The organism is Paenibacillus sp. ALJ109b, from assembly GCF_010747435.1.
In the GTDB taxonomy this organism is placed as follows: Bacteria; Bacillota; Bacilli; order Paenibacillales; family Paenibacillaceae; genus Paenibacillus; species Paenibacillus taichungensis.
Genome location: NZ_JAAIFP010000028.1, coordinates 110,471 through 131,082, shown reverse-complemented (window position 1 = coordinate 131,082; position 20,612 = coordinate 110,471). Strand labels below are relative to the sequence as shown.

Below are 20,612 nucleotides of genomic sequence, written 5' to 3'. Positions count from 1 at the left end.
AAGGAATGGAGAGCTTCTGTCGGATAAAATGAGTCGGTGCGGGTTCGGATCGGGGACATTTTTGAATGCAGAGGCTTTTCCTGTTTTAAGGGGGTACAAGGAGGAACACGATGAGTGGATTCGAGGAGAAGAGAAAACGGTTTGAGTTGTTGATGAAACAGACGGAGCTTCCGGCTGGCCTAATAGAGCCCTACTTTTTGGATGGATGGATTGAACGGGTGGAGACAAGCCGTAGCAATCGCGACTGGACTATTGTGATTGCAAAAGATACCTTGGTTCCTGCTCCAATCTATCGAACATTTTGCCTGCACATCCAGGAGAAAATGAATCACATTTCAAAGATCACGTTTGGTTTCAAATATAGTGATCAGGTCGAGATTGGTGATATTGTCAGTGAGTATTGGAACTTGTTCCTTGAATGGGTTACAAGGGAAATTCCATCCGTTAATGGTTGGATGAACCGCACCAAGTTTGAATGTGAAGCAGATCTGCTGCAATTGACCATGAGTGATGCCATGTCGATGGAGCTTGCGAAGAAGAAACAGATCGATCAAGCTATAACTACTTTTTATGATAAGTATTTTCAGCTGCCCTTGCGGGTTAAATTGCTGGTTGGTGAGGTTGAAAGCAACAAAGAGGCGATGGAACAATTCCAGCTCAAGAAGCGGGAAGAAGAGCTTCAAGTTATTGAGCAGATGATGAGTGAAGTGGACTCGGAAATGCCTGAAGAGGAAGAACAGGGCGATGTTCGTTTACAGATGGGATATGATATCAAGGAACCACCTGTACCTATGCAGGAAATTCAGGATGAAGAGAAAAAGGTTACGTTACAGGGAACGGTCTTCGGTCTGGATCGCAAGGAATTGCGTAACGGAAATACCCTGTTTACTTTTTATCTGACGGATTTCACGGATTCCATGCAAATGAAGATGTTTGCCAAAACAAAAGAGGATGTCAAAATCCTGAGCTTGCTGGCCAATGGGAAATGGGTAAAAGTCCGTGGTCGTGTAGAATACGACCGGTTTATGCAAATTCCGGAACTTGCCATGATTCCTTCAGATTTGGTTGAAGTAAAGGCACCACCATCCCGTAAAGATAAAGCAGCTGAGAAACGGGTTGAGTTCCATCTGCACTCCACGATGAGTACAATGGATGCTGTAACTTCGATCGACAAATACGTAAAGACTGCAGCGGAATGGGGACATAAGGCAATCGCCGTAAGTGATCATGGCGGTGTGCAGGTGTATCCGGAGGCGTCCAAAGCGGCCAAGAAAAACGGAATTAAAATGATCTACGGCCTTGAGGCCAATGTGGTAAACGATTCGGTTGCTGTAGTTATGGCACCACAGCCGTTGGAACTCAAATCAGCGACATATATCGTCTTTGATATTGAGACCACAGGTCTGTCTGTAACCCAGAACAAGATCATCGAAATTGCGGCAGTGAAGGTAGAGGACGGTAAAGAAATTGACCGCTTTGCTACGTTTGTAAATCCGCATGAGCGCATCCCATATAACATTCAGCAGTTGACTAATATTAACGATGAAATGGTGAAGGATGCACCTGAGCTAGAACCGGTTATTCATGATTTTGTGAAGTTTGCCGGAGATGGCGTACTGGTTGCGCATAATGCGCGATTCGATATGGGCTTTATTCAGGCTTCGCTGAAACAGCTTGGCATGCCTGAGCTTCAGAACCCTGTACTCGATACGTTGGAACTGGCACGGTTGTTATATCCAAAAATGAAGAACCACCGTCTGAATACGTTGGCGGATAAATATAAAGTAGCACTGGAAAGTCATCACCGGGCGATTGATGATACGATTGCGCTCGCTGGTATACTGAATGGATTGGTTAATGATGCCGCCCAGATGAAAGGCCTGACCATGCTTGATCGGCTTAATGATTATGTCGGAGTTGATCTTTCAAATACGCGTCCATTCCATTGCGGTATCTATGCTTTGAATGATGTCGGCAAAAAGAATCTCTATAAACTGGTATCACTTTCCCATACGGAGCATTTCAAACGGGTGCCTTGTATTCCAAAATCGAAGCTGATCAATTTGCGTGAAGGTCTCATTATTTTATCAGGTTGTGAAAAAGGTGAGTTTTTCGAGGCTGTGCTAAACAAATCGCTTGAAGAGGCGGAAGAGATAGCGCATTTCTATGACATTCTGGAGATCCAGCCTTTGACAATGTATATGCATTTGGTGGACAAAGGGCTCGTGGCTACGCCAGAGGAATTGAAGCTCGCTGTTCGTAAAGTTGTTGACATTGGTCAAAAATTGGGGAAACCGGTAATAGCCACAGGTAACGTGCATTATCTCGAGCCGCGCGACAAGCTATATCGGGATATCACGATTCACGGAATTACAGGATTCAGCCCGCTCAAAGATCAACGTAAACCGGATGCTCATCTAAGAACGACGGATGAAATGCTGGAAGAGTTCCAGTACCTGGGCCAAGATAAAGCCTACGAAGTCGTTGTTACGAATACGGTTGAATTGGCGGATCGGTTCGAGGAAATCAAGCTGTTCCCGGACAAGCTGTTCACTCCGATTTTGGAAGGCGCAGACGATGAAATCCGTAATACCTGTTATAATACCGCCAAGTCGATTTATGGTGAGGAACTGCCAGAAGTCATTGTGGCACGACTGGAGAAAGAATTAAATCCAATTATCAAATACGGTTTTTCTGCTAACTATCTGATCTCGGAACGTTTGGTTAAAAAATCGAATCAGGACGGATACCTTGTCGGATCACGGGGATCAGTTGGTTCTTCTGTAGTTGCTACTTTCCTGGGGATTTCCGAGGTTAATCCGTTGCCAGCACACTATATTTGTGTGAATCCGGAGTGTAAGCACAGTGAGTGGTTCCTTGACGGAAGTGTGCCGAGTGGATTTGACCTTCCTGAGAAAGAATGCCCTGATTGTGGAGGCCGATTAAAAGGCGAAGGGCAGGATATTCCGTTTGAGACGTTCCTTGGTTTTAAAGGGGACAAGGTTCCCGATATTGACTTGAACTTCTCGGGTGATTATCAGCCGCATGCCCATAACTATACGAAGGTGCTTTTCAGCGAAAAGAGTGTGTTCCGTGCAGGCACAATTGGTACGGTAGCTGAGAAAACGGCGTTTGGTTTTGCCAAGAAATATGAGGAAGAACATCATAAAAAATGGCGCGGAGCAGAACTGAACCGTTTGGCCTCCGGTTGTACCGGGGTTAAACGTAGTACAGGACAGCATCCCGGTGGTATTGTTGTTGTACCTGATTATATTGAAGTGGAAGATGTAACGCCTGTACAATTCCCGGCGGATGACGTTAATGCGGAGTGGAAAACAACACACTTTGACTATCACGCCTTCGAAGAGAACTTGCTAAAACTCGATATTCTGGGGCACGATGATCCAACTATGATGCGGATGCTGCAGGATTTGACGGGTATTGATCCAACGACCATTCCGATGAATGATCCTAAGGTCATGAGCATGTTCAACTCTACCGAGGCACTCGGCGTTACGCCAGAGCAGATTCGTTCACCAGTTGCCACTTTTGGTGTACCAGAGATGGGGACGAAGTTTGTACGTCAGATGCTTATTGAATCCCAGCCTTCGTCTTTTGCCGATCTACTCCAGATCTCCGGATTGTCTCATGGTACGGGGGTATGGCTTGGTAATGCACAAGATCTAATTAAAAATGGAACTTGTAACATCAAAACGGTGATTGGTTGCCGGGATGATATCATGTTGTTCCTGATTTATAAGGCGGGCATGGACGCCAGTCTTGCCTTTAAAATTACGGAGAGTGTGCGTAAGGGACGTGGTTTGCCGCAAGAGTGGATTGATGAGATGAAAAATTGCAAGGTACCGCAATGGTACATTGATTCCTGTCTTAAAATCCAGTACATGTTTCCAAAGGCCCATGCGGCCGCTTATGTTATCTCGGCAGTACGTACAGCTTTCTTTAAGCTGTATCACCCAATTGAATACTACGCGACATACTTCACAGTTCGTGCGGATGAATTTGACATCGAACTGGTATGTCAGGGCTATGAGCCCATCTATCGGAAGATCGTAGAAATTGAACAATTAGGTTTCCAGGCACCGCCAAAAGAAAAAAATATGCTTCCTGTCCTTGAGATGGCATTGGAAATGGCAGCACGCGGTTTCTCACTCAAGCCGATTGATCTGTATCGTTCGGAAGCGACGAAGTTTATCGTTGACGGAAATTCACTTATTCCTCCGTTTTCGGCACTGGGGGGAATCGGGGATAATGCTGCACGCAATATCGCTGCGGCAAGAGAGCATGGAGAATTCCTTTCGATTGAAGATTTCCAGCAGAAGTCCAAAGCAAGTAAAACAATTGTTGAATTGCTGACGGGCATGGGATGCTTCCGCGGTTTGCCGGAAAGCAATCAATTATCCTTGTTCTAAAATGGCATTTTGAGTATCTATTTATGGTCTGTAATGTGATTACGTAAATTTTTCTTCATTAGTGGTTAAAATGGCTGAGTGATCGCTTACTTGTCACTATTACCAGACTATGTTATAATTTTTGAAGTGAACGAGATAGTACGAATTTCTAAAGAGTGGGGAAACCCACTCTTTAGTCTTTGGTATACAAGAATCTTGGGTAATGAAGAAATTGCCAGCCATTATTTGCTGGTGTAACCTAAGTTGGAGGTTATCGGTTTTGAGCACAACGAACATTAAATCTACCGTGGAAGAAATGATCCAACCCTACTTGAACGAACAAGGCTTCGAGCTGGTTGACATCGAATACGTCAAAGAAGGCAGCAACTGGTTTTTACGGGTGTATGTCGACAAAGAGGGTGGCATCGACATCGATGATTGTGTCTTGATCAGCGAAAAGCTAAGCGCCAAGCTGGATGAGAACGATCCGATTCCGACCATCTATTTCCTTGAAGTGTCTTCTCCCGGTGCGGAGCGTCCACTGAAAAAACCGGAGGACGTTGCCAAATCCGTAGGTAAAAACGTATTTGTTACAACCTACGAGCCGGTAAATGGTATAAAGGAATTTGAAGGCAAGCTGCTTTCCTTTGATGACGGGGAACTTGTGATCGAAGCAGGCAAGAAACAGCATGCCATTCTTTATGACAAGGTTGCGAGTGCGCGCCTGGCCATTCTGTTTTAAGTGCCTTGTTCACTTATTAATGAAAAAAGACACATCTCACGATAACGGCAAGGTGCTCATGAGTTTAGAGCCTTTCGCCGTTTTACGTATGAGATGCCATGTTTGAAAGGGGGATCAACATTCATGAGTATGGATTTTATTGAAGCAATGAATGAATTGGAGCGGGAAAAAGGGATCAGCAAGGATGTGCTGTTTGAAGCGATCGAGGCAGCACTCATCTCCAGCTACAAGCGTAATTTCAACACCGCCCAGAATGTGCGTGTTGACATGAACCGTAATACGGGTGTTATCCGGGTGTATGCCCGCAAATTGATCGTGGAAGAAGTCCTGGATTCACGTACCGAAATTTCATTGCCTGCTGCACGAGAGATCAACCCACATTTCCAGCTGGAAGATATTGCGGAGATTGAAGTTACGCCGCGTGATTTCGGACGTATCGCCGCACAAACTGCCAAACAGGTAGTGACCCAGCGGATTCGTGAAGCCGAACGCGGCCTGATCTACAACGCTTTCGTTGATAAGGAAGAAGATATCGTTACGGGAGTGGTGCAGCGTCAGGATTTGCGCAATATCTACATCGATCTGGGCAAAATCGAAGCGGCATTGCCGCTGACCGAATTGATGCCGAACGAGAAGTTTGTTCATGGTGACCGTATTAAAGCGTACATCACCAAGGTCGAGAATACGACCAAAGGGCCGCAAATCATTTTGTCCCGTACACATCCGGGCTTGTTGAAACGTCTCTTTGAACTGGAAGTGCCTGAGATTTTTGACGGTGTAGTCGAGATCCGCTCCGTCGCACGTGAAGCGGGCTTCCGCTCCAAGATTGCTGTTCATTCCCGCAATGAGGAAGTTGATCCAGTTGGATCATGTGTAGGTCCTAAGGGAATGCGCGTGCAGACCATTGTGGGTGAGCTGCGCGGTGAAAAAATTGACATCGTTCGTTTCTCCGACCAGGTAGACGAATATGTGGCAAATGCACTTAGTCCTTCCAAAGTATTGGAAGTTCAAGTATTCGAGGAAGAAAAGATGGCTCGGGTTATTGTTCCTGACTATCAGCTGTCCCTCGCCATTGGGATCAAAGGCCAAAATGCCCGATTGGCAGCCAAACTGACCGGCTGGAAAATCGACATTAAGAGCGAGAGCCAGGCGGAACAGGAATTCGGCAGAGAGAAAGATTCTTCTTCGGAAATGCACCAAGATTCCGTCTCCGTCGACTAAAGTAAAGCACGGGGGGGCGCTAACGTATGAAAACTAAAAAAGTACCGCTGCGCAAATGTGTGGCGTGTCAGGAAATGATGCCCAAAAAGCAGCTGATCCGTATCGTTAAAACGCCAGAGGATGAAGTGCTGATCGATTTGACTGGCAAAAAGTCCGGACGTGGTGCTTATTTATGCGGCAAAGAGTCCTGTTTTAAGCTTGCACTCAAAAACCGGTCTTTGGATCGGGCGCTCAAGGGCAAAGTCTCACCGGAAATTTATGAGCAATTGGCAGCTGATTTCGTTGCGGTAGAGGACGAATTCATAGCAGCACAGGAGCGTGAACATGATGAATAATAAAACATTGTCTTATCTGGGACTCTCCATGCGTGCAGGCAAACTTGTAACAGGTGAAGAAATTGTACTTAAAGCGATCCGTTCTTCCGAAGCTAAAATGGTTATTGTTGCGGGTGACGCCTCGGCCAATACACAAAAGAAATTTCGCGACAAATGCGGGACATATAAAGTTCCACTGGTGATCGGATTTGACCGGGATAGTCTGGGTTCAAGTATCGGTAAAGAAACGCGGGTTGTTCTTGCAGTAACGGATCGAGGGTTTGCAAAAATGATCTCCAAGCAAGTCGGTATAATGTCGGAGGTGGAGTATATTGAGTAAACAGGAAAACAAGGATAAATTGCGAGTTTATGAATATGCGAAGTCCCTTAATATGAGTAGTAAAGAAATTATAACCATTCTTAAAAAGCTGGATATTCCCGTAAACAATCATATGAGTGTCATGGAGAATGGTTCAGTCGGTAAGGTGGAACAATTTTTTAAAGATATAAAATCCACTGCCGCTTCCAAACAAAGTAACGAAGCAAAATCCGTTGCTACTTCGTCAGTGCGCAGTGACAAAACAGTGGACAGCAACAAGCCGGCCGGCGGAGTGAACACGCCGAAGAGCAGCAACCCATCCGGTAGTCCCGTACAAACAAAAATACAACAGGAAAAGCAGGTAGGTATGAACAATAGACCAAATTCCAACAATAACAATGGCTCCCAAAGACCTAGCGGCCAAGACAGCCGCAACAGAACGAACTCTTCCCAAGGCTCAAGCCAAGGAGGACAATCAAGTAATCGTCCAAGACCAGCTCAAGGTGGACAAAGCAGTACAGCATCCCGTCCGCAAAGTACGGGTCAACGTCCATCGAATAGCGGTGGCGGTCAAACAAGAAGTGCAGGACCGAACAGCGGTGGCAACACTGGCACTGGCGGCAACCGTACTGGTGGCCAAGGACAGAGCTCAGGACAAGGCCAACGCAGAGGCGGCCAAGGTAATTCCGGCAATAACAACAATAGCGGCAACCGTTCAAACAGCGGTGGCGGTGGACGTCGTTATGACGACAACCGTGGCGGCAACTTCCGCGGTAATCGTGGTGGCAAGAACAATCGCAACAGAAATCAACAACAGTACCAACAACGTGAGAAAATTGATAACACACCTAAGAAAATCATCGTACGTGGTGACATGACTGTTGGTGAAACAGCGAAGTTGCTCCATAAAGATGCTTCTGAAGTTATCAAAAAACTCATCGCAATGGGTGTAATGGCAACGATTAACCAAGAGCTTGATATCGAAACAATCCTGCTGCTTGCTGGAGAGTTCGGTGTTGAGGTTGAAGTGAAAATTGTCCTTGAAGATGACCGCTTCGAAACACTTGAAGAGAATGATGATCCTGCTGACTTGCAGTCCCGTCCTCCGGTAGTTACAATCATGGGTCACGTTGACCATGGTAAAACAACATTGCTTGATGCGATTCGTTCAACGAATGTAACGGGTGGAGAAGCAGGCGGTATCACGCAGCATATCGGTGCTTATCAAGTTGAAATTAACAACAAAAAAATCACGTTCCTGGATACACCAGGTCACGAAGCGTTTACTGCTATGCGTGCACGTGGAGCACAGGTTACGGATATTACAATTATTGTTGTAGCTGCAGATGACGGTGTTATGCCACAAACGGTTGAGGCGATTAACCATGCCAAAGCTGCGGGGCTGCCAATTATCGTAGCTGTCAACAAAATTGACAAGCCGGGTGCAGATGCGGATAAAGTAAAACAAGAATTGACCAACTATGAACTCGTTCCGGAAGAGTGGGGCGGCGACACCATCTTTGTTAACGTTTCGGCGAAACAAAGAATTGGTCTAGAAGGTCTGCTTGAAATGATCCTGCTCGTTGCAGAAGTGAACGAGTACAAAGCAAACCCGGACAAACGTGCCCGTGGTACAGTGATCGAAGCCGAGCTGGATAAGGGACGTGGCCCAGTTGCCCGTATTCTCGTACAGCACGGTACATTGAAAGTCGGAGATGCTTTTGTTGCAGGTAACTGCTTCGGTCGTGTACGTGCGATGGTGAATGACAAAGGTCGCCGTTTAAAAGAAGCTGGACCTTCAACACCTGTAGAAATTACGGGTCTGACTGAAGTTCCAGGTGCGGGAGATCCGTTCATGGTGTTTGAAGATGAGCGTAAAGCGCGTTCTATCGCCGACAAACGTGCCATTACACAACGTGAATCCGATCTGGGTACAAACACACGTGTGACATTGGATGATTTGTTCCAACACATCAAAGACGGTGAAATCAAAGACCTGAACGTAATCATCAAAGGTGACGTACAAGGTTCGGTTGAAGCATTGAAAGGTTCCCTTGCGAAGATCGAAGTTGAAGGTGTACGCGTGAAGATTATTCATAGCGGCGCTGGTGCAATCACAGAGTCTGACATCATTTTGGCTGCAGCATCCAATGCCATCGTGATTGGTTTCAACGTTCGTCCTGATAATCAGGCGAAAGCGACTGCAGATCAAGAGCAAGTAGACATTCGTCTGCATCGCGTTATCTACAGCGTTATCGAAGAAATTGAACAAGCAATGAAAGGTATGCTTGATCCGATTTACAAAGAAAAAGTAATCGGTCATGCTGAAGTTCGGAGCACGTTCTCCATCAGTAAAGTCGGTACCATTGCTGGATGTATGGTTACCTCGGGTAAAATTACGCGTTCCGCGGAAGCACGCCTGATTCGTGATGGTATCGTCCTTTACGAAGGCAAGCTGGATTCCCTGAAACGTTACAAAGATGATGCCAAAGAAGTAGCCCAAGGTTACGAGTGTGGTATCACGCTGGATAAATACAATGATCTCAAAGAAGGCGACGTTATCGAAGCCTTCATTATGGAGACAGTACAACGATAAGCAAGGAAGCATGAGGTGAACAACAATGGCTAAGATTCGTACAGGTAGAGTGGGCGAGCAGATCAAGAAAGAATTAAGTCTGCTCATCCAGTCTGAACTGAAAGATCCTCGTATCGGCTTTATTACCGTAACGGGAGTCGAAGTGACAGGCGACTTGTCGCAAGCCAAAGTTTATCTGAGTGTCTTCGGTGAACAGGAACAAAAGGATAACTCGCTTAAAGCGCTGGCAAAAGCAAATGGATTTTTGCGTTCAGAACTGGGCAAGCGTATCCGTTTTCGACACGTTCCCGAGTTGATATTCAAGATTGACGAATCTATTGCATATGGCAGCCGAATTGAGAAGCTGCTTGGTGATATCGGTACCGACAAGAACGAATCCGAGTAACAGAATAAAGGAGACGGCAATGCACACTTATGAACAGGCGCTTCAGGACGGAAAGCAATTTCTGCTGGAGCATGATGATTACCTGGTCGTGTCGCATGTACAGCCGGACGGTGACGCAGTCAGCTCGACGGTAACGGTGGGCTGGCTGCTGTCATGTCTGGGCAAGACATTCACGATGATTAATGAAGGTGAAATTCCACAACGCATGAATTTTCTGTGGGAAGCTGGCAAGATCGTGAACATGACCGAACAACCACCGGCGCGGAAATATAAAGCGATTATCTGTGTGGATTGTGCAGACTTTTCCAGAGTAGGCCTGACTCGTCATTATTTCGAAGAAGATGCTGTCATTTTAAATATTGATCATCATCCAACCAATGACGCGTATGGAACAGTAAACATCATTAAGCCAGACGCAGCAGCAACGGCTGAAATTCTGTTTGATTTCCTCAATCTTTTCCCAGTGAAGTGGAATAAAGATGTGGCTACAGCAGTCTATACAGGATTGCTAACAGATACAGGTGGATTCCGCTATGCGAATACGAGTCCTAATGTGATGACCACTGCATCCAAATTGCTTGAACATGGTGTGGATGGACCTTATCTTGCACAGATTTTGCTTGAGCAGGTTACGCTCCCACAAGTCCGTATATTGAATCAGGCACTCTCAAGCCTGCAAATGACTGACGATGGCAAGATTGCCTGGGTGGTCATTACGCCTGAAGACATGATTGCTTGTGGAGCGGCTAATGAAGATCTTGAAGGGGTAGTCAATTACCCACGTAACATTCAAGGTGTGGAAGTGGGCATCTTTTTTAAAGTAATCAATGACAATGCGGTGAAAGTATCTCTTCGGTCAGCTGGTAAGGTTGATGTTGCCTCGCTTGCACAGAACTTTGGTGGAGGCGGACATGTACTTGCAGCTGGATGTCGCGTAGAGGGCAAGTTGGAAGATATCGTCGAACTAGTGCTGAAGCAGGTGAATGCTCAATGGTAAAACCATTTGAAGGTGTACTTCCAGTGTATAAACCAGCGGGATTTACTTCTCATGATGTTGTGGCTAAAATGCGTCGTATTCTCAAAATGAAACGTATTGGTCATACAGGCACATTGGACCCGCAAGTTACTGGCGTACTACCGCTTTGCCTAGGACGGGCAACACGTGTGGTGGAGTACATGCAGGAGCTTCCCAAGGAATACTTGGCAACGCTAAGACTGGGTCTGTCTACTGACACGGAGGATATGACAGGTGAAGTTATTGAGCAGTCGGAGACAGCTGTTGAGGTGACACAGGAGCAGGTTCAGCAGGTGCTGGAGCAATTCATGGGCACCATCTCACAGGTTCCACCTATGTATTCTGCGGTCAAAGTGGATGGGAAGCGTCTCTACGAGCTTGCTCGTGAAGGAAAAACAGTAGAGCGTAAGAGTCGTGAAGTTACGATCTATGAACTGGAATTGACAGGAATTGAGAATCAAGGCGACACTACGGATATATCGTTCCGTGCTTTATGCTCCAAAGGAACCTACATTCGAACGTTATGCGTGGATATCGGCAAAAAATTGGGATATCCGTCCACCATGCTACATCTGGAGCGTACGATATCGGCTGGAATCTCTGCTGATCATTGCCTTCATTTTGAAGAAGTGGAACAACGCATGATCGATGGAACGTTAGCCGAGGTGTTGATTCCGGTTGATGAAGCGATCTCTTCCATTCCGGCACATACGGTGGGTGCGGATCAGGCCAAGGGAGCCCTTCAGGGCCAGAAATTATCGGCGCGTTTGCTCGAACCGCCTGCAGAGCAACCTGGTCTACTGCGGTTATATGATCAGGATGGGACGTTTCTGGGGATATTTGAGCGGGATGAATTGAAAGCAACGGTGAGAGCTGTTAAAGTCTTTTTACCGGAATAAAGAGGTTCCTGGTTTGAGTGGTGGTACTCAAGCCTGGCCTATCAAGTGAAATGCAGGTGAATGATTGTGAAAACCGTAATGCTAACCTATCCGCAGACGTTACAATCGGCTGTTCAGGGCACACATCCCCAAGTGCTTGCGATCGGTCAATTTGACGGGCTGCATCTCGGACATGCAAGTGTCATTTTGTCAGCTGTCCGCATTGCACGCGAAACGGGCATGCAGGCAGCGGTGATGACCTTTCATCCTCATCCGAAGGAAGTTATGCGCAAAGGGGATTACGAGGGTTATCTAACTCCCTTGAGAGATAAAGAAGACATCCTGGCAGGGATGGGTGTAGACGTGCTCTACGTGGTCGAATTCAATGAGGAGTTCTCAAGATTGACGCCGCAGCAATTTGCACATGATCTGCTGCTTCCGCTTCAGACTCGAACAGCGGTAGTTGGTTTTGACTTCCGCTTCGGTCACAAGGGAGCAGGGGATGAGCAGCTTCTTCGCACATTGGGAGAAGGTGAAATGACGGTGGAAACTGTACCTCCATTCCTGTTAAACGGTGAGAAGGTAAGCAGTTCTCTCATTCGTGGCCTGTTGAAGCGTGGAGAAATGGACGAAGCCAGCCAATGGCTCGGACGACCTTATAGCATCAGGGGAATTGTAATTCATGGAGAGAAACGTGGGCGGACCATTGGTTTTCCTACCGCTAACCTTGAACTTACGGATCATTATGTTACGCCGGCGAAAGGCGTATACGCTGTTCGTGTGCAGTATGGGGAGCAGGAACTGCGCGGCGTCATGAACCTTGGTGTGAAACCTACCTTTCACGAAAACGGGATGAAACCTACGTTTGAGGTGCACTTGCTTGATTTTGATGGGCAAATATATGACCAGGAATTAAAGGTTGATCTCGTTCACTACATTCGTGCAGAGCGAAAATTTGACTCGATTGATGCCTTGATCAGTCAGATTCGTGAAGATGCATTAACCGCCGCCCGCCTGTTATTTTAAGGTTCAGGACAAAATAGATGTTTACATTTACTTTGTCTGGGCAACTATGATATAATGTACTACGTTGTCGTTTGAAACAACACATAACCTTGGCTTGGTTACTTGCTCTCACCGGCGGTGACGAGGCTAATGGCGATTATAATGAAGGAGGTGAATAGGATGGCATTGACTCAAGAACGTAAACAACAACTGATCGACGAGCACAAAACTCATGAGTCCGATACTGGATCACCTGAGGTGCAAGTTGCTATCCTTACGGAAAACATCAGAAGTTTGACAGACCACTTGCGTACGCACAAGAAAGACCACCACTCACGTCGTGGACTTTTGAAAATGGTAGGTCAACGTCGTAAGCTTTTGGCTTACGTGAAAAACAAAGATGTTAAACGTTACAGCGCACTGATCGAAAAACTCGGATTGCGTCGTTAATTATCGTACATGTTTTCAAAATCAACCTGGCTGTTATCCGTCATTCCTTTGTCTAAAAGGACAAGCGGAGCTTACAGCCGGGTTGTTTTGTAGATGAACATGTTGCCATATATTTGTAGTTGATGGCTCCGCAAGGAGCTTTTGTTTTGCAAGTGAGCATGTTGCTGTGGAGTTAATGAATGCAGGACAAGCAGGAAATACTGTGAAAATGCAGAATCCATTGTGTTAGGAACGAATAAAAGGAGGGATTTCATGGAACAGCGTGTTGAAATGCAGCTTGGTGGAAGAACGCTTACGCTTGAAACAGGGCGTTTGGCCAAGCAGGCTAATGCTGCCGTTAAGGTAACATACGGGGATACCGTTGTATTGTGTACCGTGACAGCATCAAGTGAGCCTAAAGATCTGGACTTTTTCCCATTAACGGTAAACTATGAAGAAAGATTGTATGCCGTAGGTAAAATCCCAGGTGGATTTATTAAACGTGAAGGCAGACCAAGTGAGAAAGCGATTCTTTCGAGCCGTTTGACAGACCGTCCGATTCGTCCTTTGTTCCCGGAAGGTTTCCGGAATGATGTACAAGTTCTGAATATCGTTATGAGTGTGGATCAGGACTGCGAACCGCAAATTGCTGCCATGATCGGTACATCGGCTGCACTAAGCATTTCGGATGTTCCATTTAACGGACCGATTGGTGGCGTAAAAGTTGGACGTATTAATGGTGAGTTCATCATCAACCCAACGATTGCACAGCTTGAGGTAAGTGAGATAGAACTCGTTGTTGCAGGAACCAAAGATGCCATCATGATGGTTGAAGCGGAAGCGAACGAAGTTCCGGAAGAAGTAATGCTAGAAGCAATCATGTTCGGACATGACGAGATCAAGAACATTGTTGCAGTCATCGAACAACTCGTACAAGTGGCCGGTAAAGAAAAAATGGCTGTTAAATTGCATGCCGTTAATGCTGAAGTTAACAGCAGTGTACGTGAGTTCGCCAGTGCTCGTCTGGTTGAAGCTGTTAAAATTGCTGAAAAACATGCACGTCAGGATGCAATCGATCTTGTGAATGACGAAACCGTTGCTCACTTCGAAGAGAAGTATATTGAGACTCCAGAACTGCTCAAAGATGTGAAAGAAGTGCTGCACGATATCGTTAAAGAAGAAGTGCGTCGCCTTATCACACATGATAAAGTTCGTCCGGATGGACGTGGACTCGCTGAGATCCGTCCAATTGAATGTGATACTTCCCTGCTGCCACGTACTCATGGTTCAGGTTTGTTCACTCGTGGTCAAACACAGGCGCTCAGCATTTGTACACTTGGTGCACTGGGTGATGTTCAAATTCTGGATGGAATCAGTCTTGAAGAAACGAAACGTTTCATGCACCACTATAACTTCCCACCGTTCAGTGTAGGTGAAGCTCGTCCATTGCGTGCTCCAGGCCGTCGCGAAATCGGACATGGTGCTCTGGGGGAACGTGCTCTTTCTAAAGTAATTCCTTCCGAAACAGACTTCCCATACACGATTCGTCTGGTATCCGAAGTATTGGAATCTAATGGTTCAACTTCACAGGCAAGTATCTGTGCCAGCACATTGGCTATGATGGATGCAGGTGTACCAATCAAAGCTCCGGTTGCGGGTGTAGCTATGGGTCTGATCAAAGACGGAGATCAGGTATCCATCCTGAGTGATATTCAAGGTATGGAAGATCACCTCGGTGACATGGACTTCAAAGTAGCAGGAACACCTGATGGTGTAACAGCTATTCAAATGGACATCAAAATTGATGGAATTGATCGTCAAATTTTGTCTGAAGCATTGGCTCAAGCCAAAGAAGGTCGTATGCACATCTTGAGCAAAATGACCGAAGTGATGAAAACTCCACGTGAGCAGTTGTCACAATATGCCCCTAAAATTACAACCATGCATATCAATCCGGACAAAATCCGTGATGTTATCGGTGCAGGTGGTAAAATTATCAATAAAATCATCGAGGAAACCGGTGTTAAAATTGATATTGAACAGGATGGACGTGTCTTTATCGCTTCTTCCAACCAAGAGATGAATGATAAAGCCAAATCGATCATCGAAGGCATCGTACGTGAAGTACTGGTCGGTGAAATTTATGTAGGTAAAGTAAAACGTGTTGAGAAGTTTGGTGCATTCGTTGAAGTGCTGCCGAACAAAGAAGGTCTGGTACACATCTCACAATTGTCCACAGAGCGTGTCGCTAAAGTGGAAGATGTTGTTGCTATCGGTGATTCCATTACGGTAAAAGTAACGGAAATTGACCCACAAGGCCGTATCAACTTGTCCCGCAAAGCCGTATTGACTGCCGAAGCTCCAGCTCAATCATAGGTTGCGTGCCATCGTTTTTTTGAAAAGATAGATTGAATGAAGAGACAGAATGTGAATTTCTGGCTCTTTTTTTAACGTTTAAATATCTTTATGACATCGATTGTCTACTCATAAGGCCTCTGAATCCAGCTTTGAAGATACTTTACATGAACAGCTTGTTTTATTCATATTCTTGCACTTGTCCTCATATGATGGGGACAAAGACGGCGGGAGGATGGAGCTGTGGGAAACCAATCCAAAAAGCTGGCGGCTGTTCTGGTAGGTATGGCAGCTGTCATACTGGTCGGACAAGTGGGCAGTGTACGTACATACATTACGGAAATTCGTGATGGACCAGGCACGCAAAATGCATTTGATATGTTCAAAGAGGCAACCGGAGAAGATCAGCTGTTGTCGGCGATCCGGGATAAAGCGGCCGAAACGAAAATCGCTCCGGTAAATGCCAGAGTGGATCGGGTCTGGAAAGCGATACCCGGGTATAACGGAATAGAAATTGATGTGGAAGCCACGTATCGCAAAGCACTTGGTGGCACGCTGAATACCAAGATAGCGTATGTCTATCGGCAGACTGTACCTGAAATCCAGCTTAAGGATTTGGGTGCACACCCGATTTACCGTGGGAATGCCGAGAAACCAATGGTGTCTTTCATGATTAATGTAGCGTGGGGCAATGAATTCATTATCCCGATGCTAGATACGCTTGACGCCGAAAAAGTCAAAGCTACTTTTTTCCTGGATGGAAGCTGGTTGAGCAAAAACGAGGAACTGGCCAAGGAAATCCAAAAGCGTGGACATGAGTTATCGAATCATGCATACTCACATCCGAATATGAGTCGGTTGAGTACGGAGCGAGCCAAGCTGGAAATCAGCAAAACCCAGGACCTGCTCAAAGAAAAGTTGGGTGTGGAGAACCATTGGTTTGCTCCACCTTCCGGTGATTTTAATCAACAAACGGTCGACATTGCTTCCGGCATGGGACTTCAAACGGTACTTTGGACACTGGATACGGTGGATTGGCGCAAACCGACTTCTGAATCTGTTGTAGCCAAGATCGCCAAAAAAGTAGAAGCCGGTACATTAATTCTGATGCACCCCACAGCTGCTTCTTCAGGAGCTTTAAAAGGAATGATTGATTCCATACGGGCCAAGGGTTTGACGCTTGGAACCGTTAGCGAAACGTTGTCATCCGAGCGCGTGAAGGGATCAGCGGTTGAGTGAATGATGTTTTTTTGTTACTATCAAACAGTTGGAACCAAATGTCGATTTCAATTTCGCGTTGAAATCCAGGCAATTATAGAGATGTAGGAGGGCCAACCGTGAAAAAAATTCAGCTGGGCAATGGCCTCAGAGTTGTCATGGAACAAATTCCGACCTGTCGTTCCGTGTCATTTGGAATATGGGTCAAGACGGGTTCTCGCAATGAGCAGCCTGCAAGCAACGGAGTGTCCCATTTTATTGAGCACATGCTGTTCAAAGGAACGGATCGTTATGATGCCAAAGCGATTGCGGAGCAATTTGATGCCATTGGTGGTAACGTGAATGCGTTCACTTCAAAAGAATACACTTGTTATTATGCCAAAGTACTGGATGAACATCTACCAATAGCTGTCGATGTGTTGTCCGATATGTTCTTCCGCTCTAAAATGGATGATGGTGAACTACTGAAGGAGAAAAACGTCATTCTGGAAGAAATATCGATGTATGAGGATACGCCTGATGACATGGTCCATGATCTTATGGCTTTGGCCGCCTATGGTGAGCATCCGCTCGCTTATCCGATTCTGGGTACAGAAGAGCGTCTCAAGGCGATGGACTCCAGCCATTTGCGTGCATATATGAAGGAGCACTACACGATTGAGAATACCGTTATTAGTATTGCGGGTAACATTGATGACAGTGTGATTGATTTGATGGAAAAGCATTTTGGTGCTTTTGATGTCAACGGTGTAGCTGAACAAGTCACACTGCCTGCATTCCAGAGCGGACAACTCTTTCACAAAAAGAAAACGGAACAGAATCATATCTGTATCTCGTTCCCGGGATGTAAGATCGGAGATCCGCTCCAATTCGCCATGGTCGTGTTGAATAATGCGATTGGCGGAGGCATGAGCTCCAGACTCTTCCAGGAAATTCGGGAGAAACGCGGCCTTGCTTATTCCGTTTATTCGTATCATAGTTCCCATGCGGATAGTGGACTCTTCACCATCTATGCAGGTACAGCGCCGAAACAGACGAAAGAAGTTCTGGATCTGACCAAAGAGGTTCTACACGATCTGGCTGTAAATGGATTGTCTGAAGATGAACTTCGTAAAGGAAAAGAACAACTGAAAGGAAGTCTCATCCTCAGTTTGGAAAGCACGGGCAGCCGGATGAACCGTCTGGGTAAAAACGAGCTGATGTTGGGCAGACACCACACGCTGGACGAAATGATTGCCAAAATTGAAGAAGTAACGATGGACGATGTTGATGCTGTGCTGGACCTGATGTTTGCAGAGCCATTTGCGCTTGCTATGGTCGGTGCTTCGGATCGTACGATCGCTGGATTAAGAAGGGATGATTTTGTTGCATTACGTTCAAATTCAAAAGTTACCGGGCAATGAAGATATTAAGTTGCCTCAAAAAATGTCAGAGCTAGCCTCCGGCTTTGATGTAGTTGCGGCATTACAAGAAGAGGTTGTATTGCAGCCGGGACAGCGTACGTTGATTCCTACGGGACTCGCGATGGCAATGCCTGCTGGATTGGAGGCACAGGTTCGCCCGCGTAGCGGTCTGGCTTTCAAACATGGGATTACGTGTCTGAACACACCTGGCACCATTGATGCCGATTATCGCGGTGAGGTTAAGGTCCTTTTGATTAATCTGGGTCAGGAGCCATTCACCATTGTACGTGGGGAGCGAATTGCCCAAATCGTCTTTCAAACCGTTCCTGCAGTTGAATTAACCGAAGTCGCTGAACTGTCGGAAACTGTACGTGGTGAAGGCGGATTCGGTCATACCGGAAAATAAATGCTCTGAAACCAAGTTGTAAATAGGAGCATCATCTGTAATTAGAGCTTTAAAGTTTGATTTACTGAGCATGTTCTCGAAGAGTCGTCCCCGAGGGGCGGCTCTTTTTTCTTTTTTTTGAACGATAGAGACAATGTTTTCTTTGCATGCTTCAATTTTAATGTTTCACCCCCCTGTGGGCCACTGCATACGATAAGGCATACATGTGGTGAAAGGAGTGACGTCCCGATGCTGACCGGTGTCCGGATTATAGTCCTGGGCGGAGATGCGCGGCAGCTTGAAGTCATTCAAAAATGCGCAGAGCTGGATGCTACGGTAAGTGTGGTGGGCTTCGACAAGCTGGAGCGTCCCATACCGGGTATCGAACACCAGGAATTGGAGGACGATGTATTTGCTTCGGCAGATGTGCTGGTGCTTCCTGTGGTCGGGTGTGATGATCAGGGTAAAGTGAGCACTTCGTTCAGTGATACACCGATTTTTCTGAAAAAGGAACATGTTGCGGCCTTGCCGGAGCATTGTATTGTGTTCACAGGTATGGCGAAGCCTTTTTTACGTGATTTGTGCCGGGAAAATGGTCTACGGCTTGTTGAAGTACTCGATCGTGATGACATCGCGCTCTACAACTCCATTCCGACTGCTGAAGGCGCAATTGCTATGGCGATTCGGGAGACGGACTTCACGATCCACGGCTCGGAATGTATTGTGCTTGGCTTGGGTCGAACAGGTTTCACAATGGCCAAAACGCTTCAGGGACTTGGGGCAAATGTACGGGTGGGAATCAGGCGCGAAGAGGATGCTGCTCGAGCAGCCATAATGGGCTGGAAGCCTTTCATGACAACGGATTTGGCCGCTCAAACCGGGGGAGTTGACTTGCTTTTTAATACGATACCGACTATGATAATCACAGCACAAATCCTGTCCAAAATGCCGCAAAAAGCAGTCATTATCGACCTCGCATCCGCTCCTGGCGGCTGTGATTTCCGGTATGCTGAAAAACGCGGTATCAAAGCGCTACTTGCGCCTGGCCTCCCCGGCATTGTTGCTCCCAAAACGGCTGGCGGCATTATTGCCGACGTGTTAATCCGTTTGCTTTTGGAAGAACAAAACGCACGGGAGGTTGAACAATGAACTGGCAGGGAAAAACGGTAGGTTACGCAATTACAGGTTCTCATTGTACGTTTGAAGAGGTTATGCCGGTGATTAGCCGCTTCGTGGCCGAAGGTGCCAATGTTGTCCCGATTATTTCCAATTCGGTTCTGACTACGGATACACGCTTTGGGACCGCGCAAAATTGGCAAAAACAGTTGAAAGATATAACGGGGAATGATATCATTTCTACAATTGTTGAGGCAGAGCCGTTAGGTCCTTCCAAGTTGCTCGATGTGCTCGTAATTGCTCCATGCACAGGCAACACGACGAGTAAGCTGGCTAACGCCATGACGGACAGTCCGGTTTTAATGGCAGCCAAAGCCCAGATGCGAAATCAGCGTCCGCTGGTACTCGCCATCTCCACCAATGATGGCCTTGGGTTGAATGCTGCGAACATCGCCAAACTGTTGGTGGCCAAATATCTGTATTTTGTGCCATTTGGGCAGGATGATCCGGAGAAAAAACCGAACTCGTTAGTGGCCAAAATGGAGCTCATTCCGGAGGCATGCTGGAGTGCGCTTGAAGGCAAACAGTTACAGCCAATGATTGTGCAGCGTTCTGCACAGGCTTGATAGTTCTTGGGTCCTCCGTAACATTAGTTTGTTTATAGACATGGTTCTGTACAGACTTAGTTAAGGGGATAACGGTTATTCGCTTGAAGAAATGAAGATGGTTCGAGAGACAAAGAAAATCATGAGGGACGTTATGCTGGCATAAACAGCTACCTGTGTCCACGTTCCTTTCATTAAAAGGGAATTCCTGCTTGCA

17 protein-coding genes are annotated in these 20,612 nt (G+C 46.4%); all 17 read left to right on the top strand.

What is annotated here, in order from left to right:
* The first annotated feature begins 110 nt into the window (after positions 1 to 110).
* The 17 genes from G3352_RS24720 to G3352_RS24640 all read left to right on the top strand — a co-directional run bounded on the left by G3352_RS24720 (position 111) and on the right by G3352_RS24640 (position 20,416).
* Positions 111 to 4,430 (top strand): PolC-type DNA polymerase III, encoded by a 4,320-nt coding sequence (locus G3352_RS24720; RefSeq protein WP_163760903.1) that lies wholly within the window; start codon positions 111 to 113, stop codon positions 4,428 to 4,430.
* A 259-nt stretch (positions 4,431 to 4,689) separates the two neighbouring features.
* Complete coding sequence (rimP, locus tag G3352_RS24715; RefSeq protein ID WP_062326086.1) at positions 4,690 to 5,151, top strand: ribosome maturation factor RimP; 462 nt, start codon at positions 4,690 to 4,692, stop codon at positions 5,149 to 5,151.
* A 123-nt stretch (positions 5,152 to 5,274) separates the two neighbouring features.
* Complete coding sequence (nusA, locus tag G3352_RS24710) at positions 5,275 to 6,372, top strand: transcription termination factor NusA (RefSeq protein WP_062326087.1); 1,098 nt, start codon at positions 5,275 to 5,277, stop codon at positions 6,370 to 6,372.
* Between the two features lie 26 nt (positions 6,373 to 6,398).
* Positions 6,399 to 6,707: an RNase P modulator RnpM gene (gene rnpM, locus G3352_RS24705; RefSeq protein ID WP_053783828.1), complete on the top strand. Its 309-nt coding sequence runs from the start codon at positions 6,399 to 6,401 to the stop codon at positions 6,705 to 6,707.
* Positions 6,697 to 7,026 (top strand): YlxQ family RNA-binding protein, encoded by a 330-nt coding sequence (locus tag G3352_RS24700; RefSeq protein ID WP_029880929.1) that lies wholly within the window; start codon positions 6,697 to 6,699, stop codon positions 7,024 to 7,026. The genes rnpM and G3352_RS24700 overlap by 11 nt, the downstream gene beginning before the upstream one ends.
* Complete coding sequence (gene infB, locus G3352_RS24695; protein ID WP_109999848.1) at positions 7,019 to 9,601, top strand: translation initiation factor IF-2; 2,583 nt, start codon at positions 7,019 to 7,021, stop codon at positions 9,599 to 9,601. The genes G3352_RS24700 and infB overlap by 8 nt, the downstream gene beginning before the upstream one ends.
* Before the next feature lie 25 nt (positions 9,602 to 9,626).
* Entirely contained in the window at positions 9,627 to 9,986 is a 360-nt protein-coding gene (gene rbfA / locus G3352_RS24690) for a 30S ribosome-binding factor RbfA (protein WP_062326091.1), read from the top strand.
* A gap of 19 nt (positions 9,987 to 10,005) precedes the next feature.
* On the top strand, positions 10,006 to 10,983 hold the full coding sequence (locus G3352_RS24685; RefSeq protein WP_163760901.1) for a DHH family phosphoesterase: 978 nt from the start codon (positions 10,006 to 10,008) through the stop codon (positions 10,981 to 10,983).
* A complete protein-coding gene (truB, locus tag G3352_RS24680) occupies positions 10,977 to 11,900 on the top strand; it encodes a tRNA pseudouridine(55) synthase TruB (protein ID WP_163760899.1) in 924 nt (307 codons plus the stop codon). Before G3352_RS24685 ends, truB begins: the two co-directional genes overlap by 7 nt.
* Positions 11,901 to 11,960: 60 nt before the next feature.
* Positions 11,961 to 12,905: a bifunctional riboflavin kinase/FAD synthetase gene (locus G3352_RS24675; protein ID WP_205525044.1), complete on the top strand. Its 945-nt coding sequence runs from the start codon at positions 11,961 to 11,963 to the stop codon at positions 12,903 to 12,905.
* 159 nt (positions 12,906 to 13,064) lie between these two features.
* A complete protein-coding gene (gene rpsO / locus G3352_RS24670) occupies positions 13,065 to 13,334 on the top strand; it encodes a 30S ribosomal protein S15 (RefSeq protein WP_056700672.1) in 270 nt (89 codons plus the stop codon).
* Positions 13,335 to 13,586: 252 nt separating this feature from the next.
* Complete coding sequence (gene pnp, locus G3352_RS24665; protein WP_163760895.1) at positions 13,587 to 15,689, top strand: polyribonucleotide nucleotidyltransferase; 2,103 nt, start codon at positions 13,587 to 13,589, stop codon at positions 15,687 to 15,689.
* Between the two features lie 264 nt (positions 15,690 to 15,953).
* On the top strand, positions 15,954 to 16,907 hold the full coding sequence (locus G3352_RS24660) for a polysaccharide deacetylase family protein (protein WP_163760975.1): 954 nt from the start codon (positions 15,954 to 15,956) through the stop codon (positions 16,905 to 16,907).
* A 98-nt stretch (positions 16,908 to 17,005) separates the two neighbouring features.
* Positions 17,006 to 18,289, top strand: a complete 1,284-nt coding sequence (locus G3352_RS24655) for a M16 family metallopeptidase (RefSeq protein ID WP_076289533.1) — start codon at positions 17,006 to 17,008, stop codon at positions 18,287 to 18,289.
* Positions 18,249 to 18,695, top strand: coding sequence for a dUTP diphosphatase (gene dut / locus G3352_RS24650; RefSeq protein WP_170867769.1), 447 nt, complete (start codon positions 18,249 to 18,251; stop codon positions 18,693 to 18,695). Before G3352_RS24655 ends, dut begins: the two co-directional genes overlap by 41 nt.
* Positions 18,696 to 18,923: 228 nt before the next feature.
* The gene (dpsA, locus tag G3352_RS24645) at positions 18,924 to 19,823 is read left to right on the top strand and encodes a dipicolinate synthase subunit DpsA (protein WP_163760893.1); all 900 of its coding nucleotides are present in this window, start codon (positions 18,924 to 18,926) and stop codon (positions 19,821 to 19,823) included.
* On the top strand, positions 19,820 to 20,416 hold the full coding sequence (locus G3352_RS24640; protein WP_163760891.1) for a dipicolinate synthase subunit B: 597 nt from the start codon (positions 19,820 to 19,822) through the stop codon (positions 20,414 to 20,416). The genes dpsA and G3352_RS24640 overlap by 4 nt, the downstream gene beginning before the upstream one ends.
* The last annotated feature ends 196 nt before the right edge of the window (positions 20,417 to 20,612 follow it).

Coding starts and splice junctions, on each gene's coding strand:
- G3352_RS24720 (WP_163760903.1), top strand. CDS start 111: ATGAGTGGATTCGAGGAGAAGAGAAAACGGTTTGAGTTGTTGATGAAA.
- nusA (WP_062326087.1), top strand. CDS start 5,275: ATGAGTATGGATTTTATTGAAGCAATGAATGAATTGGAGCGGGAAAAA.
- rnpM (WP_053783828.1), top strand. CDS start 6,399: ATGAAAACTAAAAAAGTACCGCTGCGCAAATGTGTGGCGTGTCAGGAA.
- G3352_RS24700 (WP_029880929.1), top strand. CDS start 6,697: ATGATGAATAATAAAACATTGTCTTATCTGGGACTCTCCATGCGTGCA.
- rbfA (WP_062326091.1), top strand. CDS start 9,627: ATGGCTAAGATTCGTACAGGTAGAGTGGGCGAGCAGATCAAGAAAGAA.
- G3352_RS24685 (WP_163760901.1), top strand. CDS start 10,006: ATGCACACTTATGAACAGGCGCTTCAGGACGGAAAGCAATTTCTGCTG.
- truB (WP_163760899.1), top strand. CDS start 10,977: ATGGTAAAACCATTTGAAGGTGTACTTCCAGTGTATAAACCAGCGGGA.
- G3352_RS24675 (WP_205525044.1), top strand. CDS start 11,961: ATGATTGTGAAAACCGTAATGCTAACCTATCCGCAGACGTTACAATCG.
- rpsO (WP_056700672.1), top strand. CDS start 13,065: ATGGCATTGACTCAAGAACGTAAACAACAACTGATCGACGAGCACAAA.
- pnp (WP_163760895.1), top strand. CDS start 13,587: ATGGAACAGCGTGTTGAAATGCAGCTTGGTGGAAGAACGCTTACGCTT.
- G3352_RS24660 (WP_163760975.1), top strand. CDS start 15,954: ATGGCAGCTGTCATACTGGTCGGACAAGTGGGCAGTGTACGTACATAC.
- dpsA (WP_163760893.1), top strand. CDS start 18,924: ATGCTGACCGGTGTCCGGATTATAGTCCTGGGCGGAGATGCGCGGCAG.
- G3352_RS24640 (WP_163760891.1), top strand. CDS start 19,820: ATGAACTGGCAGGGAAAAACGGTAGGTTACGCAATTACAGGTTCTCAT.